Annotated in this window: 24 protein-coding genes; 11 read left to right on the top strand and 13 right to left on the bottom strand. The window is 62.7% G+C overall.

Annotated features, from left to right (window positions below; genetic code table 11):
* Positions 1-101: 101 nt before the first annotated feature.
* Both AB1N67_RS01940 and hutC read right to left on the bottom strand, forming a co-directional pair.
* Complete coding sequence (locus AB1N67_RS01940) at positions 102-674, bottom strand: HutD family protein (RefSeq protein ID WP_182942186.1); 573 nt, start codon at positions 672-674, stop codon at positions 102-104.
* Positions 671-1,381: a histidine utilization repressor gene (gene hutC, locus AB1N67_RS01935; RefSeq protein ID WP_177343683.1), complete on the bottom strand. Its 711-nt coding sequence runs from the start codon at positions 1,379-1,381 to the stop codon at positions 671-673. Before hutC ends, AB1N67_RS01940 begins: the two co-directional genes overlap by 4 nt.
* Positions 1,382-1,527: 146 nt before the next feature.
* Between hutC and AB1N67_RS01930 the strand changes: the two genes are divergently transcribed.
* A complete protein-coding gene (locus AB1N67_RS01930; protein ID WP_367863495.1) occupies positions 1,528-2,895 on the top strand; it encodes a formimidoylglutamate deiminase in 1,368 nt (455 codons plus the stop codon).
* Between the two features lie 74 nt (positions 2,896-2,969).
* Here the strand turns inward: AB1N67_RS01930 and AB1N67_RS01925 are convergent, their stop codons facing one another.
* The 5 genes from AB1N67_RS01925 to AB1N67_RS01905 form a co-directional block, all read right to left on the bottom strand.
* Positions 2,970-3,542 carry a lipocalin family protein gene (locus AB1N67_RS01925; protein ID WP_043212575.1) on the bottom strand — a complete coding sequence of 191 codons (573 nt, stop codon included), beginning with the start codon at positions 3,540-3,542 and terminating at the stop codon, positions 2,970-2,972.
* Positions 3,539-3,793 (bottom strand): outer membrane protein assembly factor BamE, encoded by a 255-nt coding sequence (bamE, locus tag AB1N67_RS01920; RefSeq protein ID WP_043212571.1) that lies wholly within the window; start codon positions 3,791-3,793, stop codon positions 3,539-3,541. Before bamE ends, AB1N67_RS01925 begins: the two co-directional genes overlap by 4 nt.
* 218 nt (positions 3,794-4,011) lie before the next feature.
* Entirely contained in the window at positions 4,012-4,608 is a 597-nt protein-coding gene (locus AB1N67_RS01915; protein ID WP_090343300.1) for a DUF924 family protein, read from the bottom strand.
* 3 nt (positions 4,609-4,611) lie between these two features.
* The gene (locus tag AB1N67_RS01910; protein WP_013974568.1) at positions 4,612-5,622 is read right to left on the bottom strand and encodes a class 1 fructose-bisphosphatase; all 1,011 of its coding nucleotides are present in this window, start codon (positions 5,620-5,622) and stop codon (positions 4,612-4,614) included.
* Between the two features lie 242 nt (positions 5,623-5,864).
* Positions 5,865-8,315, bottom strand: a complete 2,451-nt coding sequence (locus AB1N67_RS01905; RefSeq protein WP_367863494.1) for a glycogen/starch/alpha-glucan phosphorylase — start codon at positions 8,313-8,315, stop codon at positions 5,865-5,867.
* Between the two features lie 180 nt (positions 8,316-8,495).
* Here AB1N67_RS01905 and AB1N67_RS01900 point away from each other — a divergent pair, with 180 nt between their 5' ends.
* Positions 8,496-8,900 (top strand): YkgJ family cysteine cluster protein, encoded by a 405-nt coding sequence (locus AB1N67_RS01900; protein ID WP_043212564.1) that lies wholly within the window; start codon positions 8,496-8,498, stop codon positions 8,898-8,900.
* A 159-nt stretch (positions 8,901-9,059) separates the two neighbouring features.
* On the opposite strand, the gene typA is transcribed toward AB1N67_RS01900, so the two are convergent.
* Together typA and thiI are read right to left on the bottom strand one after the other, a co-directional pair.
* Positions 9,060-10,880, bottom strand: coding sequence for a translational GTPase TypA (typA, locus tag AB1N67_RS01895; RefSeq protein WP_043212561.1), 1,821 nt, complete (start codon positions 10,878-10,880; stop codon positions 9,060-9,062).
* A gap of 127 nt (positions 10,881-11,007) precedes the next feature.
* Positions 11,008-12,462, bottom strand: coding sequence for a tRNA uracil 4-sulfurtransferase ThiI (thiI, locus tag AB1N67_RS01890; RefSeq protein WP_043212559.1), 1,455 nt, complete (start codon positions 12,460-12,462; stop codon positions 11,008-11,010).
* Positions 12,463-12,952: 490 nt separating this feature from the next.
* On the opposite strand from thiI, the gene glnA reads away from it, so the two are divergent.
* The 3 genes from glnA (at position 12,953) to ntrC (ending at position 17,232) form a co-directional block, all read left to right on the top strand.
* Positions 12,953-14,359, top strand: a complete 1,407-nt coding sequence (glnA, locus tag AB1N67_RS01885; protein ID WP_043212556.1) for a type I glutamate--ammonia ligase — start codon at positions 12,953-12,955, stop codon at positions 14,357-14,359.
* 354 nt (positions 14,360-14,713) lie between these two features.
* Entirely contained in the window at positions 14,714-15,799 is a 1,086-nt protein-coding gene (glnL, locus tag AB1N67_RS01880) for a nitrogen regulation protein NR(II) (RefSeq protein ID WP_090343303.1), read from the top strand.
* A complete protein-coding gene (gene ntrC, locus AB1N67_RS01875; protein ID WP_367863493.1) occupies positions 15,796-17,232 on the top strand; it encodes a nitrogen regulation protein NR(I) in 1,437 nt (478 codons plus the stop codon). The genes glnL and ntrC overlap by 4 nt, the downstream gene beginning before the upstream one ends.
* 246 nt (positions 17,233-17,478) lie before the next feature.
* Here the strand turns inward: ntrC and AB1N67_RS01870 are convergent, their stop codons facing one another.
* Positions 17,479-17,916 carry a hypothetical protein gene (locus tag AB1N67_RS01870; protein WP_043212550.1) on the bottom strand — a complete coding sequence of 146 codons (438 nt, stop codon included), beginning with the start codon at positions 17,914-17,916 and terminating at the stop codon, positions 17,479-17,481.
* Here AB1N67_RS01870 and trmL point away from each other — a divergent pair.
* Positions 17,915-18,376 (top strand): tRNA (uridine(34)/cytosine(34)/5-carboxymethylaminomethyluridine(34)-2'-O)-methyltransferase TrmL, encoded by a 462-nt coding sequence (gene trmL / locus AB1N67_RS01865; protein ID WP_043212548.1) that lies wholly within the window; start codon positions 17,915-17,917, stop codon positions 18,374-18,376. The two genes, AB1N67_RS01870 and trmL, sit on opposite strands and share 2 nt — an antisense overlap.
* Before the next feature lie 91 nt (positions 18,377-18,467).
* Here the strand turns inward: trmL and secB are convergent, their stop codons facing one another.
* The 3 genes from secB to AB1N67_RS01850 are packed head-to-tail and all read right to left on the bottom strand — an operon-like array spanning position 18,468 to position 19,659.
* A complete protein-coding gene (secB, locus tag AB1N67_RS01860; RefSeq protein ID WP_043212546.1) occupies positions 18,468-18,950 on the bottom strand; it encodes a protein-export chaperone SecB in 483 nt (160 codons plus the stop codon).
* A 38-nt stretch (positions 18,951-18,988) separates the two neighbouring features.
* Positions 18,989-19,243 (bottom strand): glutaredoxin 3, encoded by a 255-nt coding sequence (grxC, locus tag AB1N67_RS01855; protein WP_043212544.1) that lies wholly within the window; start codon positions 19,241-19,243, stop codon positions 18,989-18,991.
* A 2-nt stretch (positions 19,244-19,245) separates the two neighbouring features.
* Positions 19,246-19,659, bottom strand: coding sequence for a rhodanese-like domain-containing protein (locus AB1N67_RS01850; protein WP_043212541.1), 414 nt, complete (start codon positions 19,657-19,659; stop codon positions 19,246-19,248).
* 202 nt (positions 19,660-19,861) lie between these two features.
* On the opposite strand from AB1N67_RS01850, the gene gpmI reads away from it, so the two are divergent.
* From gpmI to AB1N67_RS01825, 5 genes are all read left to right on the top strand, one after another.
* Positions 19,862-21,397, top strand: coding sequence for a 2,3-bisphosphoglycerate-independent phosphoglycerate mutase (gene gpmI, locus AB1N67_RS01845; RefSeq protein WP_043212538.1), 1,536 nt, complete (start codon positions 19,862-19,864; stop codon positions 21,395-21,397).
* A 168-nt stretch (positions 21,398-21,565) separates the two neighbouring features.
* Positions 21,566-22,849, top strand: coding sequence for a murein hydrolase activator EnvC (locus AB1N67_RS01840; RefSeq protein WP_090343308.1), 1,284 nt, complete (start codon positions 21,566-21,568; stop codon positions 22,847-22,849).
* 79 nt (positions 22,850-22,928) lie between these two features.
* Positions 22,929-24,254: a S41 family peptidase gene (locus tag AB1N67_RS01835; RefSeq protein ID WP_043212530.1), complete on the top strand. Its 1,326-nt coding sequence runs from the start codon at positions 22,929-22,931 to the stop codon at positions 24,252-24,254.
* Positions 24,255-24,262: 8 nt separating this feature from the next.
* Positions 24,263-25,027 (top strand): divergent polysaccharide deacetylase family protein, encoded by a 765-nt coding sequence (locus AB1N67_RS01830; protein ID WP_043212528.1) that lies wholly within the window; start codon positions 24,263-24,265, stop codon positions 25,025-25,027.
* 87 nt (positions 25,028-25,114) lie between these two features.
* Positions 25,115-25,513, top strand: coding sequence for a hypothetical protein (locus AB1N67_RS01825; protein ID WP_070571688.1), 399 nt, complete (start codon positions 25,115-25,117; stop codon positions 25,511-25,513).
* The last annotated feature ends 6 nt before the right edge of the window (positions 25,514-25,519 follow it).

Raw genomic sequence — 25,519 nt, 5'->3', positions numbered from 1 at the left:
CGTTCCTCGGGAAGCCGAAAAACAAAAAGGGCCGCTGCGCGACCCAACCGCAGGAAAACCCGCGATCAGGCCGCGCAGCAGCCCCTTTCACAATGCCGGGTTTACCGCGGCATCAATTCGATCAGGCAGAACCGCCCTTGCACATCCAACCCGAACAATCCGTCATTGCCTTCCAGGTGCAGACAGTCATACAAACCGAGCTGCTGCTTGGCCTGTCCCGATGCCGACACCTCTACCTGCCCGCTGGCGGCGAACAGCAATACCGTCGAGGCCGAGCTGAATATCCGGCTGGTGCCGTCGAACCACTGCAACCGCGCGCGGTAGCGTTGCGGCGCGTAGATCAGGTTGAAATCGCGGATCGCGCCACCGAGCAGCTTGCAACTGACCTGGCTTTCGCCATTGAAAGCAAAGGCGTCGAACGGCAGCAGCGGCCGGCTGGCCTGGCCATCGACCAGCAAACGCATGCCATCGCCTTGCAGCACGGTGATGATCCGCTGATAGCCAGCGAAGGTGGAAAATCCGCCAGACTCCTCGATGTCGGCGATCGACAGGCGCCAGCCGAAGCCATCCAGGCCTTCGCCGGCGTCGCGGGTGATCTCTTCGGTGAAACCGCCACCGTTCTTCCAAGGCATGCGCGGGTAATCTTTGGCACGCAGCAACTGCAAATGAGTCATTTACTGAATCGTCCTTCGAGGCGATGACGGGAACCGGGGTGGATCAGCCGCGCCGCAGTCACCGGCTGGCGACCGGACCAAGTGCGGCGGCGAATCAGCAAGCAAGGCTCACCTTGCTCAATTTGCAGCAATCGGCATTCCTCGGGTTCGGCGAGGATCGCCTCCACCACGTGCTCGCCCTCGGTCAGTGGCGCGACCTGCGAAAGGTACGCATAGGGCGTTTGCTGGGTGAAGTCCTGCTTGAGGTAGTCCGGGGCGATCTGGGCATTGACGTAGCGATCTTCGATCTGCACCGGCACGCCGTTCTCGTAGTGCACGATCAGCGAATGGAACACCCGCTGGCCTTCGCGCATGTCCAAGGCCAGGGCGCGCTCGGAACCGGCGGTCTCCTCGGCGAGACGGATGACCTGGCAGCTATGCTGATGGCCACGGCCGGCGATCTCGTCAGCGATGTTGTTGACCTCGAACAGCGCCGAACGGGTCTTGGGCTCGGCGACGAACGTGCCAACGCCCTGCATGCGCACCAGCAGCCCTTCTGCGGTGAGCTCTCGCAGGGCACGGTTGATGGTCATGCGACTGAAGCCCAGTTGGCTGACCAGCTCGCTCTCGGACGGTACCCGGTGATGCGGCGGCCAGCTGCCATTTTCGATCTGCTGGACGATCATCTGCTTGACCCGGGCGTAGAGCGGCGCCGGCCCTTCGCCCATCTGGGCAACCAGCGCGGAGACAGGAGGTGTCGGCACGGCGTTGAATCCTTGTGCAATTTGATTGAGCGGTAGCTTGCCGCAGTTTACCCGGCAGGCAAACGCCTGTATATGTATATACAAGTTAAACAATAACAGGATTTTCCCCGATGCCTGCCTTTTTCGCCGAACGCGCCCTGCTGCCTACTGGCTGGGCCAGCAATGTCCGCCTGGAAGTTGCCGAGGATGGCCGCTTGACCCATGTCGAGGCCGACGCCTCGGCCGAAGGCGCCGAGCGCCTGGGTGGTCCGGTGCTGCCGGGCATGCCGAACCTGCACTCCCACGCCTTCCAACGTGCGATGGCAGGCCTGGCGGAAGTGGCTGGCAACCCTAACGACAGTTTCTGGACATGGCGCGACCTGATGTACCGTCTGGTCGGGCGCATTACCCCCGAGCAAGTGCAGGTCATCGCCCGCCAGCTGTACATCGAGATGCTCAAGGCCGGTTACACCTCGGTCGCCGAGTTTCACTACGTCCACCACGACCATAACGGCCACGCCTACGCCGACCCGGGCGAGCTGTCGCTGCGTATTAGCGCCGCCGCCGCCGACACGGGTATCGGCCTGACCCTGCTGCCCGTGCTCTACAGCCACGCAGGCTTCGGCGGTCAGGCGCCGAGCGAGGGCCAGCGCCGCTTCATCAACTCCAGCGAGCAGTACCTGCGTCTGCAGGAGCGCCTCGCCCCGCACCTGGCGGCCCAGCCAGCCCAGCGCCTGGGTTTGTGCTTCCACTCCCTGCGCGCAGTCACGCCGCAGCAGATCGCCGAAGTGCTGGCTGCCGGCGACCAGGCGTGCCCCGTGCACATCCATATCGCCGAGCAACAGAAGGAAGTCGACGATTGCCTGGCCTGGAGTGGTCGCCGTCCCTTGCAGTGGCTCTATGAGAATGTCGAGGTAGACGCGCGCTGGTGCCTGGTCCATGCCACTCACGCCGAGGCCGACGAGGTCAGCGCAATGGCCCGCAGCCATGCCGTGGCCGGCCTGTGCCTGACCACCGAAGCCAACCTGGGCGACGGCATCTTCCCCGCCGTCGACTTCATGGCCCAAGGTGGGCGCATGGGCATCGGCTCGGACAGCCATGTGTCACTCAGCGTCGTGGAGGAATTGCGCTGGCTGGAATACGGCCAGCGCCTGCGTGACCAGCGCCGCAACCGGCTGTATCGCGGTGACCAGCCAATGGTCGGTCGTACCTTGTACGACGCAGCCTTGGTCGGCGGCGCCCAAGCGATGGGCCAGGCTGTCGGCGAGCTGGCTGTCGGCAAACGCGCCGATTGGCTGGTGCTGGATGGACAGGACCCCTACCTCCTCGCCACAGCCAGCGGTGATGGGATCCTCAATCGCTGGCTGTTCGCCGGGGGCGATCGCCAGGTGCTTGACGTGATGGTCAATGGGCAGTGGGTTGTGCGCCAGGGCCGCCACGCGCAGGAGCAAGCGAGCACTCGAGCGTTCATGGAGGTACTGCGTCAGTTGCTGGACTGATCCGTCACCTGCCCAAACGCAATCGCGGCGGCCCGTTATGCCGGACCGCCGCGATTGCGTTCTACCTGCCTGAATTAGTGCGAAGCGACGATCTGCTTGTCCGAGGCACGCCAGATCAGGCGGGTAGTGTCATAGCCTTGCTGACGCGCCTTGGCCAGCAGGCTTTCGCGCTCCACCGCCGGCAGGGTCTGGGTTCGCGAGAGCAGCCACAGGTACTTGCGGTCCGGGCTGCCGACAATCGCCGTGCGGTAGCGCTCGTCCACATACAGCACCCAGTACTCGCCCTTGGCCACGCCCGGCACCAGCTTCGTGAACCAATTGTTGAACTCTACCCACAGCCGGTCATTGTGCCCCGGCTCCTGCGGCCAGGCCGAACCTTCGGCGCGCAGCCATTCGCCATCGAACATGCGGCAGCGATTGAGCACACCCATCGTGCCATCGGGCCGCAGGTTGTAGTGGGCTTCGGACTGGGCGCAGTCACGCTGGAACAGCATCGGCAAGCGTGCCAGCTCGAACCACTTGCCTTCATAGCGCTTGAGGTCGATGTTTCCGGCAGTCTTGGGTACCAGAGGATCGGTCGCCGAAGTGGCGCAGCCACCCAGGACGACTACCGCGCAGAACGCCAACAGCAGGTGCAAACGCTTCATTTGAGACCCTGCCCGGAATAGATAAGGACTTTGTCCGCCGCATACTGCACGCTGATGAAGCTCTTTTCGTCCCCCCAGGTGCAGCTGCTCATGCCCAACGCGCCCGAACACTCGGCCGGGGTGCCGAGCAGTTGCTCCACTTCAGCCTTGCTCATGCCCGTCTTGAGCTTGGAATAGTTTTCCTGGTTGATCTTGCTGCAAGCGGTCAGGACGACGCACAAGGACAACAGGGCGAGGGAACGCAACGACATGAAGGGACACTCCTGGAGATGAAGGCACAGGCATGGTGGCCTGCAGACAGCTTAGAAGACAAAAAGCCGCCTCGGTTCCCTAGTCCCTTGGTTTTCACCCTACGCCATTGGTCGGCTGGCGCGCGCCGTGAGACGCTGATCACAGCGGAAACGATTGCGGGGCAGTTCACGTCCACGACAAGCGTGGGAGCGAACTGCCCCGCAATCGATTCAAATGCTCAGAAACGCGAACCCGGCTCCAGCAGAAAGTCCATTTCTTCGCTGGTGCTCGGTCGGCCCAGCACCAGGTTGCGGTGTGGGAAGCGGCCGAAGCGAGCGATCACCCGTTGATGCTGCTCGGCATAATCGAGGAAACCCTCGAACAACCGGGCATTGGCCTCGGGCTGCTCGTCGAGCAGCATCTGGTAGCGCTCGACACACAGGTTTTGCCAGTCCAGCACCTCGGCATGCTCCAGCACCAGCAGCACGAACACACGCTGGATCGGCAGCAGCTGGTAGTCCCAGCCCTTCTGCAGGCCCTGCATGGCGATCACCTGGGCACGACGGTCGCCATCGAAGGCGCGCGGCGTGTCACGGTAGATCATGCGCGGCAGCTGATCGAGCAGCAGGAGCAGGCCAAGCCAACCCTGGGGGCTTTGCTGCCACTCGTCCAAGCCGCCGGCCAGGGCATGCTCGACCAGCTCGCCGAAATACTCACGGGCTTCATCGTCATGGTGCTTGCCGAACCACAGCGAGCTCTTCTCGTCAGCCACGGCCTGGGGGCTACTACCCCATCCGAACCACCATTCCAGTAACGGCTGCCAAGGTGCGAGCATGACTTACTCCTTGTGGTAGGCGGTGACGCGCTCGACCTCTTCCTTCGAGCCGAGGATCACCGACACACGCTGGTGCAGGCTCTCTGGCTGGATGTCGAGGATGCGATCGTAACCGTTGGTGGACGCGCCGCCAGCCTGCTCGATGATGAACGACATCGGGTTGGCCTCGTACATCAGGCGCAGCTTGCCCGGCTTGCTCGGCTCGCGGGCATCGCGTGGGTACATGAACAGGCCGCCACGGGTCAGGATCCGGTGCACATCGGCCACCATCGAAGCGATCCAGCGCATGTTGTAGTTCTTTTTCAGCGGACCGGTCTCACCGGCCAGCAGCTCGCCCACGTAGCGCTGGACCGGAGCTTCCCAGTGACGCTGGTTGGACATGTTGATGGCGAACTCGGCGGTGGTTTCCGGTACGCGGATGTTTTCGTGGGTCAGGACGAAGCTGCCCAGTTCACGATCCAGGGTGAAGCCCTTGACGCCATTGCCCAGGGTCAGGATCAGCATGGTTTGCGGGCCGTAGATGGCGTAACCGGCGGCGACCTGCTGGGTGCCGGGCTGCAGGAAGGCTTTTTCGTTGAGGGTTTCGTTCTGGCTCAGGTATTCGTTGGGGCAACGCAGTACCGAGAAGATGGTGCCGACCGAAACGTTGACATCGATGTTCGACGAGCCGTCGAGCGGGTCGAAGACCAGCAGGTAGGCGCCTTTGGGATATTTGCCCGGAATCTGGTAGGCGTTGTCCATTTCCTCGGAGGCCATGCCGGCCAGGTGGCCACCCCATTCGTTGGCTTCGAGCAGGATGTCGTTGGAGATGACGTCCAGCTTCTTCTGCACTTCGCCCTGCACGTTTTCGGTGCCCATGCTGCCCAGGACACCGCCCAGGGCGCCCTTGGAAACGTGGTGGCTGATTTCCTTGCACGCACGCGCCACCACTTCGATCAGGAAGCGCAGATCGGCAGGGGTATTGTTGCTGCGGGTCTGCTCAATCAGATAGCGACTCAGGGTAACGCGGGACATGTATGGCTCCGAAATGGAAAGGGGGAGAAAAACCCCCGCAGTTTACAGGGAGAGTTGCGGGCTAGCGAGCGATGAGACTCGCCACGGCTCTCAGACGGCACAATAGGTGGGTAGTTCAGCCCTTGCCAGGCCGGTGGTCGGCGTTAGGGTCCATTCGCGGGCGGGCCGGTTCCCAAAGGACCGCATTCCCCCCAGGCCTGCGATGCACCCGTGGAGGCGGTCTACCCGCGAATGGCGACACCTCAGTCCAATGCCTTCCAGATCTCGCTGGCATATTCGCGAATGGTCCGGTCCGAGGAGAACCAGCCCATGCGCGCCGTGTTGAGCACCGCCATGCGCCACCAGTCCTGCGGCGCATGCCACAACGCCTCGACCCGCCGCTGGGCGTCCCAGTACGCATCGAAATCGGCGCACACCAGGAAACGGTCGTAGGCCACCAGCGCGTCCACAAGCCCGGTGTATCGCGCCGGATCATCCGGCGAGAACACCCCGCTGCGGATCGCCTGCAGCACATCGGCCAGGCGACTGGACGCCGAGACCGCAGCGCCGGCGCCAAAGTCACCGGAGCGCCGCCGTTCCTCCACCTGCTGGGCGGTCAGGCCGAAGATGAACATGTTCTCGCCTCCCACTTGCTCGCACATCTCCACGTTGGCGCCGTCGAGGGTGCCGATGGTCAGCGCGCCATTGAGGGCGAACTTCATGTTGCTGGTGCCGGAAGCCTCATAGCCGGCTGTGGAGATCTGCTCGGAAAGATCGGCTGCCGGAATGATGCTCTCGGCCAGGCTCACGTTGTAGTTGGGCAGGAACACCACCTTGAGCAGGCCGCGCACGGTCGGGTCGTTGTTGACCACCCGGGCGATGTCGTTGGCCAGCTTGATGATCAGCTTGGCTTGGTGATAGCTGGCCGCAGCCTTGCCCGCAAAGATCTTCACCCGCGGCACCCAGTCGGTCCCGGGCTCGGCGCGCATGGCCTGGTACAGGGCCACGGTGTGCAGCAGGTTGAGCAATTGGCGCTTGTACTCGTGGATGCGCTTGACCTGCACGTCGAACAGCGCCTGCGGGTCGACCGTGACCCCGACCCGATCCTGGATGATGCTGGCCAGCGCCCGCTTGCTGTGCAGGCGCTGGGCGGCGAACTGTTTGCGGAAGGTCGCCTTCTCGGCAAACGGCACCAACGCCTTGAGCCTGCTTTCCGGGTCGTCCAGCACCTCCGGGCCCAGCGCGTCGACCAGCATCGCGGTGAGCTGCGGGTTGGCCTGGTACAGCCAGCGTCGGAAGGTGATGCCGTTGGTCTTGTTGTTGATCCGTTGCGGGTAGAGCTTGTGCAGCTCGGCGAACACCGTACTGCGCATCAGCCGGCTGTGCAGGGCCGACACGCCGTTGACGCTGTGTGAGCCGAGGAAGGCCAGGTTGCCCATGCGCACCCGACGGCCGTTGTCCTCTTCGATCAGCGACACCGCCCGCAGCACGTCGAAGTCATGCAGGCCTTTGGCCCGCAGCGCATCGATGTGGTAGGCGTTGATCAGATAGATGATCTGCATGTGCCGTGGCAGCATGCGCTCCATCAACGCCACCGGCCAGGTTTCCAGGGCTTCGGGCAGCAGGGTGTGGTTGGTGTAGGCCAGGGTGTTGACGGTCAGCTCCCAGGCGGTATCCCAGGGGATCTCGTGCTGATCCACCAACAGGCGCATCAACTCGGCCACAGCTATGGATGGGTGCGTGTCGTTGAGCTGAATGGCCGCCGCGTCCGGCAGGTTGAGCAGGTTGTCATGCATGTTCAAGTGGCGGCGCAACAGGTCCTGCAGGGAGGCCGACACGAAGAAGTACTCCTGGCGCAGGCGAAGTTCCTGGCCCGCCTCGGTGCTGTCGGCCGGGTACAGCACCCGCGAGATACTCTCGGCCCGTGCCACCTCGGCCACAGCGCCCAAATGGTCCCCGGCATTGAAGCGCTCCAAGTGCAGCTCTTCGAGTGCCCGGGCGCGCCACAAGCGCAGCGTGTTGACGCTCGCCCCGCGCCAGCCGACCACCGGCGTGTCGTAGGCCACCGCCCGCACCGTCTCGCCCGGCCACCAGACCTGACGCGGTTGGCCGTGGGTGTCCTGCACCGTCTCGACGCTGCCGCCGAAGCTGATCGGGTAGATCACCTCGGCCCGCTCGAACTCCCAAGGGTTGCCGAAATCCAGCCAGTTCTCGGTCTGCTCCTGCTGCCAGCCATCGACCATGGCCTGGCGGAACAGACCATGCTCGTAGCGGATACCGTAGCCATGGGCGGCAATCCCCAAGGTCGACATGCTCTCCATGAAGCAGGCCGCCAGCCGCCCCAGGCCGCCATTGCCCAGCGCGGCATCCGGCTCGAGCAGGCGGATGCGTTCGAGGTCCACATCCAGGCCTTCGAGGGCCTCGCGGGCGATGTCCAGCAGTCCGAGGTTGCTCAGGCTGTCGTAGAGCAGCCGGCCGATGAGAAATTCCAGCGAGAGGTAATAGACCCGCTTCTGGCTGCGTCGATACGCCTGGCGGGTGTGGTCCATCCAATGATCGACCATGTGGTCGCGGGCAGCCAGGGCAATGGCTTCGAACCAATCGTGATCGAAGGCATGCTCCGGATCCTTGCCGACCGCGTAGGTCAGCTTGGCCAGTACAGCGGCGCGGAACTCAGCCACTGCTGCATCACGCGCTTTGGGTTCCTGGGACATGCGGCATCCTCGGGCAAGTTTGACGAAAGCACAGGTTGTTCAGCCTAGACGCTTCGACACAGAGCGACAGCGTGGGTTCGCGGTTTTCACATCCACTCGGCGATTCGGGCGAAAGGTTGTTCACAATTTGAACAACTCCGGTATTATCGCGCGCCCCAACTGTGATACGCCCACACAACGATGAAACCGACCCTGATCGCCGCCGCCGAAGTCGACCGCCTGGAAACCTGGCAACGCTATGCCAGCCATATGTGCGGGGGCTGCCACTCGACCTGCTGCACCCTGCCGGTGGAGGTCAAGATCAAGGACCTGATCCGCATCGGCGTGGTGGACGAGTTCGAAAAGGACGAACCCCCGAAGAACATCGCCAAGCGCCTGCAAAAGGACGGCATCATCGAGCGCTTCAACCAGAAGTCGGGGATCTTCACCCTGACCCGGATGAGCAACGACGACTGCCTGTACCTAGATCGCAAGAGCCGGCTGTGCACCATCTACGACAAGCGCCCGGACACCTGCCGCAATCACCCGAAAATCGGGCCACGCCCCGGGTATTGCGCCTACAAGCCCAAGGCGACCACCCGCTGATCGCTTGCCTGTAACGACCTGTTCGCGCCCCCCACAGCGGTCACTGGGAACCCTGTGGGCGCGGTTTCCGACAGCCAGGGCGACACCAGAACATAAGACAAACAAAAACGCCCCCGGCCTTTCGACCGGGGGCGTTTTCGTTCAGCTCAGGCTAGTACATCAAGCCTTGGCTTTCTTGGCAGCGCGGGTACGCTCGCCTTCGTCGAGGATCTTCTTGCGCAGACGGATCGACTTCGGCGTGACTTCGCACAGCTCGTCGTCCTGGATGAATTCCAGGGCCTGTTCGAGGGTGTGGCGAACCGGCGGAACCAGAGCGATGACTTCGTCCTTGCCCGAAGCACGCATGTTGTCGAGCTTCTTGCCTTTGGTCGGGTTCACGCCCAGGTCGTTGTCACGGCTGTTCAGGCCGATGATCTGACCGTTGTAGATGTCCTGGCCGTGCTCGATGAACAGCTTGCCGCGAGCCTGCAGGGTTTCCAGCGAGTAAGTCAGGGCCTTGCCGGTCTCGATCGAAACCAGAACACCGTTCAGACGGCCCGACATGGTGCCTGGCTTCATGGTGTCGTAACGATCGAAGATCGAGGTCAGGATGCCTGCACCGTTGGTCAGGGTCAGGAACTGGTTACGGAAACCGATCAGGCCACGGGCCGGAACGTTGTACTCCAGACGCACACGGCCTTTGCCATCTGGCGCCATGTTGGTCAGGTCGCCCTTACGCAGACCCATTTCTTCCATGACCTTGCCCTGGGATTCTTCAGGGATGTCGATGGTGACGTTCTCGAACGGCTCCTGCTTGACGCCGTTGACTTCGCGGATGATCACTTCAGGACGGCCTACGGCCATTTCGAAGCCTTCGCGACGCATGGTTTCGATCAGAACCGACAGGTGCAGCTCACCACGACCGGAAACCTTGAACTTGTCGGCCGAGTCGCCTTCTTCAACGCGCAGGGCAACGTTGTACAGCAGCTCTTTGTCCAGACGCTCTTTGATGTTACGGCTGGTGACGAACTTGCCTTCCTTGCCGCAGAACGGCGAGTCGTTGACCTGGAAGGTCATCGAAACGGTCGGCTCGTCGACGGTCAGCGGCTTCATCGCTTCGACGTGGTTCATGTCGCACAGGGTGTCGGAGATGAACAGCTCGTCGAAACCGCTGATGCAGACGATGTCGCCGGCGGTGGCTTCTTCGACGTCAACGCGGTGCAGACCGTGGTGACCCATCAGCTTGAGGATACGACCGTTGCGCTTCTTGCCTTCGGTGTCGATGGCGACGACCGGGGTGTTCGGCTTGATGCGGCCACGGGCGATACGACCAACGCCGATAACGCCCAGGAAGCTGTTGTAGTCCAGTGCGGAGATCTGCATCTGGAACGGGCCGTCGACGTCGACGGTCGGTGCCGGCACGTGGTCGACGATGGCCTGGTACAGCGGGGTCATGTCTTCGGCCATGTTGGTGTGGTCCAGGCCGGCAATGCCGTTCAGGGCCGAGGCGTAGACCACCTGGAAGTCCAGCTGGTCGTCGGTGGCACCAAGGTTGTCGAACAGATCGAAGATCTGGTCCAGAACCCAGTCAGGACGCGCGCCCGGACGGTCGACTTTGTTGATCACGACGATCGGCTTCAGGCCGGCTTCGAACGCTTTCTTGGTCACGAAGCGGGTTTGCGGCATCGGGCCGTCCTGGGCGTCGACCAGCAGCAGCACGGAGTCGACCATCGACATCACGCGCTCGACCTCGCCACCGAAGTCGGCGTGGCCGGGGGTGTCGACGATGTTGATGCGGTAGTCGTTCCAGCGGATGGCGGTGTTCTTCGCCAGGATGGTAATGCCGCGCTCTTTTTCCTGGTCGTTGGAGTCCATCACGCGCTCGTCGTTGAGCTCGTTACGCTCCAGGGTGCCCGACTGGCGCAGGAGTTTGTCGACCAGGGTGGTTTTACCATGGTCAACGTGGGCGATGATGGCGATGTTACGCAGATTTTCGATCACAACTGTATCTCGATCAGAGGATTCGGTTGCCGCCAGTTTAGGCGGCGATTATGTACGGTTTGAGGCTCAGCGGGCCCGATGGTCGGGAGGGCGATGGCGGATGCTGCCGCCATACAGCCCTGGCGTCTTATGCCGGACGATAAACACGCACATTGGCATGTCCCTCACTGAGCAGGTGGTGTGCGTGCAGACGGCTCATCACACCCTTGTCGCAATACAGCAGGTACTGGCGGTTGGCATCCAGATGCTTGAACTTGCTGTTGATCGCGTAGAACGGCATGGCCTGGACTTCGACGCCGTCGATCACCAGGGGTTCGTCTTCCTGGGCATCGGGATGACGAATGTCGAGAACGATCTGGCCTGGCAAGGCCTCGGCCACTTCCTCGATCTCGATGTCCTTGCCCAGCTCGTCGATGACGTGGTCGATCGAGATGAACTTGGCGCGCTCCAGGGCTCGCTCGAGCACCGCCATGTCGAATTGCTTCTCTTCGTGCTCCATGCGGTGGCGCTTGGCATGGGTGGTCGGGTTCACCGAAATCACGCCGCAGTATTCAGGCATGTGCTTGGCGAACTCGGCAGTGCCGATCTGATAAGCGGTGTCGATGATGTCCTGCTTGTGGCTCGCGAGCAGCGGGCGCAGCACCAGCTTGTCGGTAGCCGAGTCGATGATCGACAGGTTCGGCAAGGTCTGGCTGGAAACCTGGGAGATCGCCTCGCCGGTGACCAGCGCCTCGATTTCCAGGCGGTCGGCCATGCGTGCGGCGGCGCGCAGCATCATGCGCTTGAGGGTCACGCCCATGTAGCTGTTGTCGACCTTGTTCAGGATCTCGCCGACCACTTCTTCGAACGGCACGCTGATGAACAGTACGCGCTGGCTGCTGCCAAACTTCTTCCACAGGTAATGGGCGACTTCCATCACGCCGAGCTCGTGGGCGCGGCCGCCAAGGTTGAAGAAGCAGAAGTGGGTCATCAGGCCACGGCGCATCATCTGGTAGGCCGCGACGGTGGAGTCGAAGCCACCGGACATCAGCACCAGGGTCTGCTCCAAGGCGCCCAGCGGATAGCCGCCGATGCCCTGATGCTGGTTATGGATCACGTACAGGCGCTGATCGCGGATCTCGATGCGCACCAGGACTTCCGGGGTCTTGAGGTCGATGCCGGTGGCGCCGCACTGCTGGCGCAGTTGGCTGCCGACATAACGGTCGACATCCATGGAGGTGAAGTCGTGGTGACCACCGCGCTTGCAGCGTACGGCGAAGCGCTTGCCGGCCAGCAGGTGGCCGAAGTGGTGCTTGCACTTGGCGACGATGTCGTCGAAGTCGCCCAGCGGATACTCCTCCACCTGCAGGAAGTGGGTGATGCCCGGCGTGCAGGTCAGGCGTTCGATCATCTCGCGCTGGATCTTCTCGTCCTCGACGCGGGTGACCACCTCGAGATTGTCCCAGACGCCATCGACCGCGAGCTCAGGATCCAGATCCTTGAGCACGACGCGGATGTTCTTGCCGAGCTGGCGGATGAAACGCTTGCGCACCGGCCGGCTTTTGATGGTGATCTCTGGGAAGACTTTGACGATAAGTTTCATTGGTTTAACAGCGCGCACCGGGCCTGCCGAAAATGAGGGGCGCGAATTATAGCGGAAATTGCTCAAGCTTTGAGCAACTTTTGATCAGAAGCTTCCAGATATTGCCGAAGGCGCATTTTGCGCTGCCTGTGCTGCCCCTTTTGGGGTAATGCCCCTGCCGCCAGGGTCAGCATGAATTGCAGCCGGTGTGCGCCCCTTGCAGGAGCGCTTTTAGTCGCGAACGGACCTCAAGGGAAACACGCCACCCAAAAGAATGCACACATTTGGTGCGCGCACTTAAAAACACGCCTCGCAAGAGTGCATTTCTCGCCGCACCGGGGGCCCCAATTGCCTGTAACCGCCCCCTTTTGTCCCGCCTTCGCCATTTTCGGGCACTGGCATGCAATTTGCTCCCTTGTGAGGCAGGCAAGCTTGGCCGACTATCCGCGCCCGGCGACACCCTTTTTCCAGGGCAGCGGCCCACCGCGCCCTAGACCATCCGGAGGACACTATGTCGAAGTCGGTTCAACTCATCAAAGATCATGACGTCAAGTGGATTGATCTGCGTTTCACGGACACCAAAGGCACTCAGCACCACGTGACCATGCCGGCGCGCGATGCGCTGGAAGACGACTTCTTCGAAGTCGGCAAGATGTTCGACGGTTCCTCCATCGCTGGCTGGAAAGGCATCGAAGCCTCCGACATGATCCTGATGCCGGTCGATGAAACCGCCGTACTGGACCCGTTCACCGAAGAGCCGACCCTGATCCTGACCTGCGACATCGTCGATCCTTCGAGCATGCAGGGCTACGACCGCGACCCACGTGCGATCGCCAAGCGCGCCGAAGAGTACCTCAAGAGCACCGGCATCGGTGACACCGTCTTCGCCGGTCCGGAGCCTGAGTTCTTCATCTTCGACGAAGTGAAGTTCAAATCGGACATCTCCGGCTCGATGTTCAAGATCTTCTCCGAGCAAGGCTCGTGGATGACCGACGCCGACGTGGAAGGCGGCAACAAAGGCCACCGTCCAGGCGTCAAAGGCGGCTACTTCCCGGTCCCACCGTTCGACCACGACCACGAAATCCGTACTGCCATGTGCAACGCACTGGAAGAAATGGGTCAGACCGTCGAAGTTCACCACCACGAAGTGGCGACTGCCGGCCAGAACGAAATCGGCGTCAAGTTCAACACCCTGGTTAAGAAGGCTGACGAAGTACAGGCCCTGAAGTACGTCGTGCACAACGTTGCCGATGCCTACGGCCGCACCGCCACCTTCATGCCGAAACCACTGTACGGCGACAACGGCTCGGGCATGCACGTGCACATGTCGATCTGGAAAGACGGCAAGAACACCTTCGCCGGCGAAGGCTATGCCGGCCTGTCCGACACCGCCCTGTACTTCATCGGCGGCATCATCAAGCACGGTAAGGCCCTGAACGGCTTCACCAACCCATCGACCAACTCCTACAAGCGTCTGGTCCCAGGTTTCGAAGCCCCGGTCATGCTGGCCTACTCGGCTCGCAACCGTTCCGCCTCGATCCGTATTCCTTACGTCGGCAGCCCTAAAGCCCGCCGTATCGAAGCGCGCTTCCCGGACCCATCGGCCAACCCGTACCTGGCCTTCGCAGCCCTGCTGATGGCCGGCCTGGACGGCATCCAGAACAAGATCCACCCAGGCGATGCTGCCGACAAGAACCTGTACGACCTGCCGCCTGAAGAGGCCAAGGACATCCCGCAGGTTTGCGGCAGCCTGAAAGAAGCCCTGGAAGAGCTGGACAAAGGTCGTGCGTTCCTGACCAAGGGCGGCGTGTTCTCCGACGACTTCATCGATGCCTTCATCGAGCTGAAGAGCGAGGAAGAGATCAAGGTCCGTACCTTCGTTCACCCGCTGGAATACGAGCTGTACTACAGCTGCTGATCTGATCGGCGCCTCGCGCCGATGACATGATCAAAAACGGCCTCCCTCGGGAGGCCGTTTTCGTTTCTGCCCACGCAGAAACCTTCCCCACCACGCTATGCTCTATCTTGGTGCACGCCAGTGCGCCTAACCGCAGACTGTTCCCCAATCTGGTTCAAATGAAACGCTTCACCCAGAGTTTCTGGTCCGGATTTGCGCAAATCCAGGCCTTTATCGGTAAATGCCGCATCTTTTCAGAGCTTTGGTTTGTTTCTTGCATTTTTTAAAAGACGGAATCGCACCCGCGGATCCATCCCGCGCCCGGCCCTTCCAAAACAGTGCCTGGCAAGCGCCAAAAGAGGTCGACGACGCCTTATGACCATCAGCGATGCACAGCACCGACTGCTCCTGGACAACCTGACCACGGCCACGCTCTTGCTCAATGCCGAGTTGCGCCTGGAGTACATGAACCCTGCCGCTGAAATGCTGCTGGCGGTCAGTGGTCAGCGCAGTCACGGCCAGTTCATCAGCGAGCTGTTCACCGAGTCGGTCGAAGCGCTCAACTCTCTGCGCCTGGCCGTGGAGCAGGCGCACCCGTTCACCAAGCGCGAAGCGCAACTGACCTCGCTGACCGGCCAGAGCATCACCGTCGACTACGCCGTGACGCCGATCCTGCACCAGGGCCAGACCCTGCTGCTGCTGGAGGTCCACCCCCGTGACCGCCTGCTACGTATCACCAAGGAAGAAGCCCAGCTGAGCAAGCAGGAAACCACCAAGCTGCTCGTACGCGGCCTGGCTCACGAGATCAAGAACCCCCTCGGCGGCATCCGCGGGGCGGCGCAACTGCTGGCCCGGGAGCTGCCGCATGACGACCTTCGCGACTACACCAATGTGATCATCGAGGAGGCCGACCGCCTGCGAAACCTCGTCGACCGCATGCTCGGCTCCAACAAACTGCCATCTTTGGCCATGACCAACATCCACGAAGTGCTGGAGCGGGTCTGCAGCCTGGTGGAAGCCGAAAGCCAGGGCGGCATCACGCTGGTGCGCGACTACGACCCGAGCCTGCCGGATGTGCTGGTCGACCGCGAACAGATGATCCAGGCAGTGCTCAACATCGTGCGCAACGCCATGCAGGCGATCGCCAGCCAGAACGACCTGCGCCTGGGCCGCATCACCCTGCGCAGCCGCGCGGTGCGCCAGTTCACCATTGGCCATGTGCGCCATCGGTTGGTCGCGCGGGTCGAGATCACCGACAACGGCCCGGGCATCCCCGCGCAACTGCAGGACACCCTCTTCTACCCCATGGTCAGCGGCCGCCCGGACGGCACCGGGCTTGGCCTGGCCATCACTCAGAACATCATCAGCCAGCACCAGGGCTTGATCGAATGTGACAGCCACCCCGGCCACACCACCTTCTCGATCTACCTGCCCCTGGAACAAGGAGCCACCGCCTCATGAGCCGAAGTGAAACCGTCTGGATCGTCGATGATGATCGCTCCATCCGCTGGGTACTGGAAAAAGCCCTGCAGCAAGAAGGCATGACCACCCAGAGCTTCGACAGCGCCGACGGCGTCATGGGCCGCCTGGCCCGCCAGCAACCGGACGTGATCATCTCCGACATCCGCATGCCCGGCACCAGCGGCCTGGACCTGCTTGCACAGATCCGCGAGCAACACCCGCGCCTGCCGGTCATTATCATGACCGCCCATTCGGACCTAGACAGCGCCGTCGCCTCCTATCAAGGTGGCGCCTTTGAATACCTGCCCAAGCCGTTCGACGTGGACGATGCAGTCTCGCTGGTCAAGCGCGCCAATCAACATGCCCAGGAACAACAGGCACTCGATGTGCCGACAAGCCTGGCCCGCACGCCGGAAATCATCGGCGAGGCGCCGGCGATGCAGGAGGTGTTCCGCGCGATCGGTCGCCTCAGCCATTCCAACATCACGGTACTGATCAACGGCGAGTCCGGTACCGGCAAGGAGTTGGTCGCCCACGCCCTGCACCGCCACAGTCCGCGGGCGGCATCACCCTTCATTGCCCTGAACATGGCGGCAATCCCGAAGGACTTGATGGAATCCGAACTGTTCGGCCACGAGAAAGGCGCCTTCACCGGGGCCGCCAACCTGCGCCGCGGCCGCTTCGAGCAGGCCGATGGCGGTACGTTGTTTCTCGACGAGATCGGCGACATGCCCGCCGACACCCAGACCCGCCTGCTGCGGGTCCTGGCCGACGGCGAGTTCTACCGGGTGGGTGGTCATGTGCCGGTCAAGGTGGACGTGCGCATCATCGCCGCGACCCACCAGAACCTGGAGTCGCTGGTGCAGGCCGGCAAGTTTCGCGAAGACTTGTTCCACCGCCTGAACGTGATCCGTATCCATATTCCGCGCCTGGCCGATCGGCGCGAGGACATCCCTGCCCTGGCGCGGCACTTCCTTGGTCGCGCCGCCAAGGAACTGACCGTCGAGCCCAAGCTGCTCAAGCCGGAAACCGAAGAGTTCATGCGCAATCTGCCCTGGCCGGGCAACGTCCGCCAATTGGAGAACACTTGCCGCTGGATCACCGTCATGGCCTCCAGCCGCGAAGTGCTGATCGGCGACCTGCCGCCGGAGTTGCTCAACCTGCCGCAGGACTCGGCACCGGTCACCAACTGGGAGCAGGCCCTGCGCCAGTGGGCCGACCAGGCCCTGGCCCGCGGCCAGTCGAACCTGCTCGACAGCGCCGTGCCCAGCTTCGAGCGCATCATGATCGAGACCGCCCTCAAGCACACCGCAGGCCGCCGCCGGGATGCCGCCGTACTGCTGGGCTGGGGACGCAATACCCTGACACGCAAGATCAAGGAACTGGGAATGCGCGTCGACGGCGGGGATGAGGAAGATGGCGACGATCATTGATCCTCGCTGAATCCGCCATTTTTTATTGTGGGGCCGCACCGCGGCCCCCAGCAGCCCCAAAGGCTCCATCTGCACCGATCCTGTGCCCTCTGCACCGCACCGAGGCACAAAATCTCGAAAAACCCCGCCAAAACCGCTCAATACCCAGCGTTTCTGTAGATTCAGAAACTGGCACGGCATCTGCAATAAGACAGATATCTCCAGTTTCGGGGACCTCGGTACAGGCAGGCCGGGACATCCCCTCTTTTATTCGTGCAGCCTCACCTGCACCCGCCAGCGCCCAGCGTCCTGTGCACCGCTCCACTCGCCGTGCAGAGGGCGCGCGGCGACCACCGTCAGCAACAAACCTTCCTCGCTGTTCTGTAACCGCCAGCCAGCCGGCTTTCCTTGCACTTGCAACTGGCCTCGCTGGGGCTGGCCCTCGGCCTGGAACACAACAGCCACCGTGCCCTGCACCGTTTCACCGTGCAGCTTGGGCTCGTCGTTGAACCACAAATCCAGGCCGTCCTGCACCACTTCCACCTGTTCGAGCACCCGCTCTTGGGGCGCAGTCAGGCGTCCGATCATCAACCCCACCATCATGCCGACGATTGCCAGGGACAACAGCACACGTGGCCAAGCCTTCGAACGCAGGTCGGGTTCAAGAGTAGAATGCTCGTCATCTTCACGCCTGGAGCCGTGCATGTTTCACGTCATCCTCTTTCAACCAGAGATTCCGCCGAATACCGGCAACATTATCCGCCTCTGCGCCAATAGCGGCTGCGCCCTACACCTGATCGAGCCGCTGGGCTTCGAGCTGGACGACAAGCGCTTGCGCCGGGCAGGGTTGGATTACCACGAGTATGCCACGCTCAAGCGCTACCAGAGCCTGGCTGACTGCCTGGAGAGCCTCGGCCAGCCGCGACTGTTCGCCTTTACCACCAAAGGCTCGCATGCCTTCCACGAGGTCGATTACCAGCCGGGCGATGCCTTCCTGTTCGGCCCCGAGAGCCGGGGCTTGCCCACCGAGGTGCTGGACAGCCTGCCTGCGCAGCAGCGCCTGCGCCTGCCCATGCGGCCCGGCTGCCGCAGCCTGAACCTGTCCAACACCGTGGCGGTAACCGTCTACGAGGCGTGGCGCCAGCAGGGCTTTGCCGGCAGTTGATGCCCAGCCTGTTCGGGGGCAAACCCGCGAACCGGGAACTCACCGACAAAAAAGGGCGACCGAAGTCGCCCTTTGCTTTTTTTTACAGCGATTACTGCATGGTCGGCGCTTCGCCGGCTTCCTGCATGCGCTGCATTTCCTGCGCGTACAAGGCGTCGAAGTTGACCGGGGAGAGCATCAGCGCCGGGAACGAACCACGGGTCACCAGGCTGTCCAGGGTCTCGCGGGCATACGGGAACAGAATGTTCGGGCAGAACGCACCAAGGGTATGGCTCATGGAGGCCGCATCCAGGTTCTTGATCAGGAAGATACCGGCCTGCTGCACTTCGGCGATGAAGGCCACTTCTTCACCGTTCTTGACGGTCACGGACAGGGTCAGCACCACTTCGTGGAAATCGCTTTCCAGGGCTTTCTGGCGGGTGTTGAGGTCCAGCGAGACGCTCGGTTCCCACTGCTGACGGAAGATCTGCGGGCTCTTCGGCGCCTCGAAGGAAAGGTCGCGCACGTAGATGCGCTGCAGGGAGAATTGCGGGGAATTGTCGTCGGCGGCGCCGTTGTTCTGCTGGTCAGTCATGGCAGATCTTTTCCTAATGGTTATGTAAGAGCTGTGATTCAAGCCTCGAGCAGGGCATCGAGTTTGCCCGCCCGCTCCAATGCATAGAGGTCATCGCATCCGCCAACGTGGGTGGTGCCGATCCAGATCTGCGGTACCGAGGTGCGGCCCGCCTTCTGGCTCATCTCGGCGCGCACTTGCGGCTTGCCGTCGACCTTGATTTCCTCGAAGGCCACGCCCTTGCTCTCAAGCAGGTACTTGGCACGCATGCAATAGGGGCAATAGTCGCTGGAGTAGACGATGACAGGCTTCATGATCACTTCACCAGGGGCAGGTTATCGGCTTTCCAGCTGGAAACGCCACCGCTGAGCTTGGCGGCAGTGTAACCAGCCTTGAGCAGCTCGCGGCAGATGGTGCCGGACTGCTGGCCCATGCTGTCAACGACGATCAGGGTCTTGCCCTTGTGCTTGTCCAGCTCGGCCATACGGTTGACCAGTTTGTCCTGCGGGATGTTCAGGGCGCCGACGATATGGCCCGACGAGTATTCCTTGCTCGGACGGATGTCGATCACCACGCCTTTGTCGGCGTTGACCAGCGCGGTCAGCTGGCCGTTGCTCAGACTCTGGCCACCACGGCGGATTTCGTTGATGAGCAGCAGGACCAGTAGAACAACGAAGATCGCCACCAGGATGTAGTGGTTTGTCGCAAATTGAATCAGGTTAGCAACCATCTGAGGGTGTTCCACGCGATTGAAAATGCCGGCCAGTATACACAGCCCCCCAGGCCCGCCAAAGCCCGGCGGCCCCACTGGAAAATCCCTCGTATCGACAGCCTGTCGGGCACTGCCCGTTCATTTGGAGGAAATTGGCCGCCGCTGGCCGATTTGCCCTAAAATGCGTGTCTTTATCATCTTGCAACCGTGAGTAGGATTGATGACGAACACGCCAAAACCCTTGGTCCTGATTATCCTCGATGGTTTCGGGCATAGCGAAAGCCCCGAATACAACGCCATCTTCGCCGCCAATACACCGGTCTACGATCGCCTGCGCGCCAGCCAGCCCAACGGGTTGATCTCCGGTTCCGGCATGGATGTCGGCCTGCCCGACGGCCAGATGGGCAACTCCGAGGTCGGTCACATGAACCTCGGTGCCGGGCGAGTGGTGTACCAGGACTTCACCCGGGTCACCAAGGCCATCCGCGATGGCGAGTTCTTCAGCAACCCGGTGCTCACCGGCGCGGTGGACAAGGCCGTGGGCGCCGGCAAGGCCGTGCATATTCTCGGCCTGCTGTCCGACGGTGGCGTACACAGCCACCAGGATCACCTCATCGCGATGGCCGAACTGGCCGCGCAGCGTGGCGCCGACAAGATTTACCTGCATGCCTTCCTCGATGGCCGCGATACTCCACCGCGCAGCGCGCAGTCGTCCATCGAACTGCTCGATGCCACCTTCGCCAAACTGGGCAAGGGCCGCATCGCCAGCCTCATCGGCCGCTACTACGCCATGGACCGCGACAACCGCTGGGACCGTGTCAGCGCCGCCTACAACCTGATTGTCGACAGCGTCGCCGACTACACCGCGCCATCGGCCCTGGCCGGCCTGGAAGCGGCCTATGCCCGTGATGAAAGCGATGAGTTCGTCAAGGCCACCCGCATCGGAGAAGCCGTCAAGGTCGAGGACGGCGACGCCGTCATCTTCATGAACTTCCGTGCCGACCGTGCCCGCGAGCTGTCCCGCGCATTCGTCGAGGCAGACTTCAACGAGTTCCCTCGCGCCCGTCTGCCCAAGCTGGCCGCCTATATTGGCCTGACCCAATACTCGGCCAAGATCCCGGCCCCGGCCGCGTTCGCCCCAGCCAGCCTGGACAATGTACTCGGCGAATACCTGGCCAAGAAGGGCAAGACCCAGCTGCGCATCGCCGAGACCGAGAAGTACGCCCACGTCACCTTCTTCTTCTCGGGTGGTCGTGAGGAGCCGTTCGAAGGCGAGGAGCGCATCCTGATCCCATCGCCGAAGGTCGCCACCTACGACCTGCAGCCGGAAATGAGCGCACCGGAAGTCACCGATCGTATCGTCGAGGCCATCGAGCAGCAGCGCTACGACGTGATCGTGGTCAACTACGCCAACGGCGACATGGTCGGCCACACCGGTGTGTTCGAAGCCGCGGTCAAGGCGGTCGAGGCGCTGGACGGCTGCGTCGGACGCATCGTCCAGGCACTGGACAAGGTGGGCGGCGAAGCGCTGATCACCGCCGACCATGGCAACGTCGAGCAGATGGAAGACGCCTGCACGGGCCAAGCGCACACCGCCCATACCACCGAGCCTGTGCCGTTCATCTATGTCGGCAAGCGCAACCTCAAGGTTCGCGAAGGCGGCGTGCTGGCGGACGTGGCGCCAACCATGCTCAAGCTGCTGGGCCTGGAAAAGCCTGCCGAAATGACCGGTACGTCGATCCTCGTCGACGACTGATCCACACGTCGCGAAGCACACGCTGCAAGTGGCAATAAAAAGCGGGCCAGCGCTCGCTGTTTCTTGACACTTGCAGCTTGAAGCTGACCGCTGACACTGCGAGACGTTTTTTTTGCAGGCCCAGGCGGGCATACTAGGCCAGTCTCCATCCCTGGTACGCCCAACTCCATGCTTCGCGCCCTGATCCTACTCGCCCTGTCCTGCCTGCTCAGCCCGGCCTTTGCCGACGAGCGCGCGCAGACCCAGCAACAACTGGAAGCCACCCGCCAGGACATCGCCGAGCTGAAGAAGATGCTGGGCAAGCTCCAGGAGGAAAAGTCCGGCGTGCAAAAAGACCTCAAGTCCACCGAGACCGAAATCGGCGACCTGGAAAAGCAGGTGGAGGCTCTGCAACAAGAACTAAAAAAGACCGAGGGCGAGCTGGAGCGCCTTGATACCGAGAAAAAAAAACTCCAGAGCGCCCGCGTTGAACAACAGCGACTGATCGCCATCCAGGCCCGCTCCGCCTACCAGAGCGGCCGCGAGGAATACCTCAAGCTGCTGCTCAACCAGCAGAATCCCGAGAAATTCGCCCGCACCCTCACCTATTACGACTACCTGAGCAAGGCGCGCCTCGAACAACTGCGCACCTTCAACGAGACCCTGCGCCAGCTGGCCAACGTCGAGCAGGACATCAGCCGCCAACAGGCGCAATTGCTGGCCCAGCGTGGCAACCTCGACAGCCGCCGCCAGGAACTTGAGGCCGTGCGCAACGAACGCCGGCAAGTCCTGGCCAAGCTCAACACCGACATGCAGGCTCGCGACCAGAAACTGCAGTCCCGCCAGCAGGATCAGGCCGAGCTGACCAAGGTCCTCAAGACCATCGAGGAAACCCTCGCCCGCCAGGCCCGCGAAGCCGAAGAAGCCCGCAAGAAAGCCTTGCTGGCCCAGCAGCAGGCCGAAGAGCAGCGCCGCCAGCAGCAGGCCCTTGCCGCCAACGAAGAAGAAGCCCCGAAAAAAACCCGCACCACCCTCGGCCCCCTCGTTTCCAGCGAAGGCGCAAGCTACGGCGGCGCTTTTTCTGCTGCCCGCGGAAAACTTCCCTGGCCGGTCAATGGTCGATTGCTGGCACGCTTCGGCGATGCACGCGGTGGCGATGACCGGGCCAAGTGGGACGGTGTGATGATCGGCGCCAACCCGGGCACCCAGGTGCGCGCCGTACACGGCGGGCGCGTGGTGTTCGCCGACTGGTTGCGTGGCGCTGGACTTCTGGTCATTCTCGACCATGGTAATGGTTACCTGAGTCTGTACGGCCACAACCAGAGCCTGCTCAAGCGCGCCGGCGACATCGTCAAGGCCGGAGAGGCCATCTCCACCGTTGGCGACAGCGGTGGACAGGACAGCTCGGGCCTGTATTTCGCCATTCGCCAGCAGGGTCGCCCCACCGACCCTTCGCAGTGGTGCCGCGGTTAGTCACCTTTTTTACGGCATAGCCACAGCTGCGCCGATGCTCCTTCGAGGGAGCACCAACAGGATCAGGAGTTCGTTCGACATGCTGCACTCGTCTCGCCTCACCCAGCTGGCCCTGACCATCGCCCTGGTGGTCGGCGCGCCCCTGGTTTCCGCCGCCGAGCCGGCCGCACCGGCCAGCCGCGCGGCGGTACCGGCCACCGAGGTGACCGCCAAGGCGCCACTGCCGCTGGATGAGCTGCGCACCTTCGCCGAGGTCCTTGATCGCATCAAGGCCGCCTATGTCGAGCCGGTGGACGACAAGACCCTCCTGGAAAACGCCATCAAGGGCATGCTGAGCAATCTCGACCCTCACTCGGCCTATCTGGGCCCAGAGGACTTCCAAGAGCTGCAGGAAAGCACCAGCGGCGAGTTCGGCGGCCTGGGGATCGAAGTGGGCATGGAGGACGGCTTCGTCAAGGTGGTGTCGCCGATCGACGACACCCCGGCCTCGCGCGCCGGCATCGAGGCAGGCGATCTGATCGTCAAGATCAACGGCGCCCCGACCCGCGGCCAGACCATGACCGAAGCCGTGGACAAGATGCGCGGCAAGGTGGGCGAGAAGATCACCCTGACCCTAGTCCGCGACGGCGGCACGCCCTTCGACGTGACCCTCGCCCGCGCGGTGATCCAGGTCAAGAGCGTCAAGAGTCAGCTGCTGGAGAACGACTACGGCTACATCCGTATCACCCAGTTCCAGGTCAAGACCGGCGAGGAAGTCGGCAAGGCATTGGCCAAGCTGCGCAAGGACAACGGCAAGAAACTGCGCGGCGTGGTCCTGGACCTGCGCAACAACCCCGGCGGCGTCCTGCAATCGGCGGTGGAAGTGGCCGACCACTTCCTCACCAAAGGCCTGATCGTCTACACCAAGGGCCGCATCGCCAACTCCGAGCTGCGCTTCTCCGCCGACCGGGCCGACGCCAGCGAAGGCGTGCCGCTGGTGGTGCTGATCAACGGCGGCAGCGCCTCGGCTTCGGAAATCGTCGCAGGCGCCCTGCAGGACCAGAAGCGTGCGGTGCTGATGGGCACCGACAGCTTCGGCAAGGGCTCGGTACAGACCGTGTTGCCGCTGAACAACGACCGCGCGCTCAAGCTCACCACCGCGCTGTACTTCACGCCCAACGGCCGTTCGATCCAGGCCCAGGGCATTGTCCCGGACATCGAGGTACGCCCAGCCAAGCTCACCGCCGAAGCGGACACCGAGAACTTCAAGGAAGCCGACCTGCAGGGCCACCTGGGCAACGGCAACGGCGGTGCCGACCGTCCGACCGGCAGCAGCAAGCGCAAGGAGCGGCCGCAGGATGGTGACTTCCAGCTCAGCCAGGCCCTGAGCCTGCTCAAAGGCCTGAACATCACCAAGGGCGACTGACCCGTCTCATGCGTTACCTGCTGTTGACGCTGTTCTGCCTGTTGGCCGGCACCGCCCATGCGGCGCCGGCCAAGGCCTACATGAGCATCATCATCGACGACCTGGGCCAGAGCAGCGAGCGCGACAGCCGCACCCTCGCCCTGCCGGGCCCGATCACGATGGCTATCATGCCCGATACGCCCCATGCCACCGACTTCGCCCGCCAAGCCCACAAAGCCGGGCGCACGGTGATCCTGCACATGCCCATGGACCCTGCCACCGGCCCGTACGCCTGGCACCCAGGCACCCCGATCGAAGAGCTCGCCCGCCGCCTGGATGCCGCCTTGGCCAAAGTGCCCTTCGCCGCCGGCATCAACAATCATATGGGCAGCCGCATGACCTCCCAGGCCGAGCCCATGACCTGGCTGATGGCAGAGTTGCAGCGGCGCCACCTGTTCTTCGTCGACAGCCGCACCAGTGCCGCCACCGTGGCCGCGGCCAAGGCCCAGGCACTTGGACTGGCGCATGTTTCGCGAGATGTCTTCCTGGACGATACCCGCACCACCGAGGCCATCTCCGCGCAGCTGCAGCAGGGCGTGGCCTTGGCCCGCAGACAAGGCTCGGCGGTGCTCATCGGCCACCCCTACCCTCAGACCCTGGACGTGCTGGAACGAGAACTTCCCCGACTCAAGCAGCAGGGCATAGAGCTGATCGGCCTTCACCAGATGATCGCCGAACGGAGCAACCAGGCCATGCCCGCCCATGGCAAGCATGGCCGTTACAGCAACCGCTGAAGCCATCACGCTTCACTAAAGATGTACCGCGCTGCGCTCACTTTCAGCACTCACAGTGGCCCTTCTACACAAATAAGGAGGGTCACCATGCTCGCGCGACATTCGATCTGCCTAGGGCTGGCATTCGCCTGGATTGCCTCGCCTGCGTTGGCCGGCCCAGTGCCCGGTATGCAGGCCTGGCCTTCTGCGCGGATGCTCTGGCCAGCGCCCGTTCCCGATCCGGACATGACCCTAGAGCGCCTCGACAACGGCGACATGAAGGTCACCTGGAAGATCGCCCCGCCGGACCTTCAGTGCTATCGCATCAAGCACGGCCCACCCGGGACCCTCGACTGCAACGAGCCGGCTGGCTACCAAATGCTTCGCCATGCCAGCCAGGAATTCAAATGGCAGGACCTGCCCCTGAAGCTCTGCACCAAAGCCGAGGACATCGCCAAACACCACTCGGCGCCACGCGAAGACCTGTTGCTCCTGCAAGCCCCCTGAAACGAC

Origin of the sequence: Pseudomonas guariconensis, from assembly GCF_040822035.1 — a bacterium.
In the GTDB taxonomy this organism is placed as follows: domain Bacteria; phylum Pseudomonadota; class Gammaproteobacteria; order Pseudomonadales; family Pseudomonadaceae; genus Aquipseudomonas; species Aquipseudomonas guariconensis.
This window is presented reverse-complemented; position numbering and strand designations above follow the sequence as displayed.

Bases quoted from the DNA above. Each gene is read 5' to 3' on its own strand.
- AB1N67_RS01930 (WP_367863495.1), top strand. From the start codon at position 1,528: ATGCCTGCCTTTTTCGCCGAACGCGCCCTGCTGCCTACTGGCTGGGCC.
- glnA (WP_043212556.1), top strand. From the start codon at position 12,953: ATGTCGAAGTCGGTTCAACTCATCAAAGATCATGACGTCAAGTGGATT.
- hutC (WP_177343683.1), bottom strand. From the start codon at position 1,381: ATGGGCGAAGGGCCGGCGCCGCTCTACGCCCGGGTCAAGCAGATGATC.
- AB1N67_RS01870 (WP_043212550.1), bottom strand. From the start codon at position 17,916: ATGCACGGCTCCAGGCGTGAAGATGACGAGCATTCTACTCTTGAACCC.
- gpmI (WP_043212538.1), top strand. From the start codon at position 19,862: ATGACGAACACGCCAAAACCCTTGGTCCTGATTATCCTCGATGGTTTC.
- ntrC (WP_367863493.1), top strand. From the start codon at position 15,796: ATGAGCCGAAGTGAAACCGTCTGGATCGTCGATGATGATCGCTCCATC.
- glnL (WP_090343303.1), top strand. From the start codon at position 14,714: ATGACCATCAGCGATGCACAGCACCGACTGCTCCTGGACAACCTGACC.
- AB1N67_RS01830 (WP_043212528.1), top strand. From the start codon at position 24,263: ATGCGTTACCTGCTGTTGACGCTGTTCTGCCTGTTGGCCGGCACCGCC.
- AB1N67_RS01910 (WP_013974568.1), bottom strand. From the start codon at position 5,622: ATGTCCCGCGTTACCCTGAGTCGCTATCTGATTGAGCAGACCCGCAGC.
- secB (WP_043212546.1), bottom strand. From the start codon at position 18,950: ATGACTGACCAGCAGAACAACGGCGCCGCCGACGACAATTCCCCGCAA.
- AB1N67_RS01900 (WP_043212564.1), top strand. From the start codon at position 8,496: ATGAAACCGACCCTGATCGCCGCCGCCGAAGTCGACCGCCTGGAAACC.
- AB1N67_RS01840 (WP_090343308.1), top strand. From the start codon at position 21,566: ATGCTTCGCGCCCTGATCCTACTCGCCCTGTCCTGCCTGCTCAGCCCG.
- AB1N67_RS01925 (WP_043212575.1), bottom strand. From the start codon at position 3,542: ATGAAGCGTTTGCACCTGCTGTTGGCGTTCTGCGCGGTAGTCGTCCTG.
- AB1N67_RS01835 (WP_043212530.1), top strand. From the start codon at position 22,929: ATGCTGCACTCGTCTCGCCTCACCCAGCTGGCCCTGACCATCGCCCTG.
- bamE (WP_043212571.1), bottom strand. From the start codon at position 3,793: ATGTCGTTGCGTTCCCTCGCCCTGTTGTCCTTGTGCGTCGTCCTGACC.
- thiI (WP_043212559.1), bottom strand. From the start codon at position 12,462: ATGAAACTTATCGTCAAAGTCTTCCCAGAGATCACCATCAAAAGCCGG.
- grxC (WP_043212544.1), bottom strand. From the start codon at position 19,243: ATGAAGCCTGTCATCGTCTACTCCAGCGACTATTGCCCCTATTGCATG.
- AB1N67_RS01905 (WP_367863494.1), bottom strand. From the start codon at position 8,315: ATGTCCCAGGAACCCAAAGCGCGTGATGCAGCAGTGGCTGAGTTCCGC.
- AB1N67_RS01825 (WP_070571688.1), top strand. From the start codon at position 25,115: ATGCTCGCGCGACATTCGATCTGCCTAGGGCTGGCATTCGCCTGGATT.
- AB1N67_RS01915 (WP_090343300.1), bottom strand. From the start codon at position 4,608: ATGCTCGCACCTTGGCAGCCGTTACTGGAATGGTGGTTCGGATGGGGT.
- AB1N67_RS01850 (WP_043212541.1), bottom strand. From the start codon at position 19,659: ATGGTTGCTAACCTGATTCAATTTGCGACAAACCACTACATCCTGGTG.
- trmL (WP_043212548.1), top strand. From the start codon at position 17,915: ATGTTTCACGTCATCCTCTTTCAACCAGAGATTCCGCCGAATACCGGC.
- AB1N67_RS01940 (WP_182942186.1), bottom strand. From the start codon at position 674: ATGACTCATTTGCAGTTGCTGCGTGCCAAAGATTACCCGCGCATGCCT.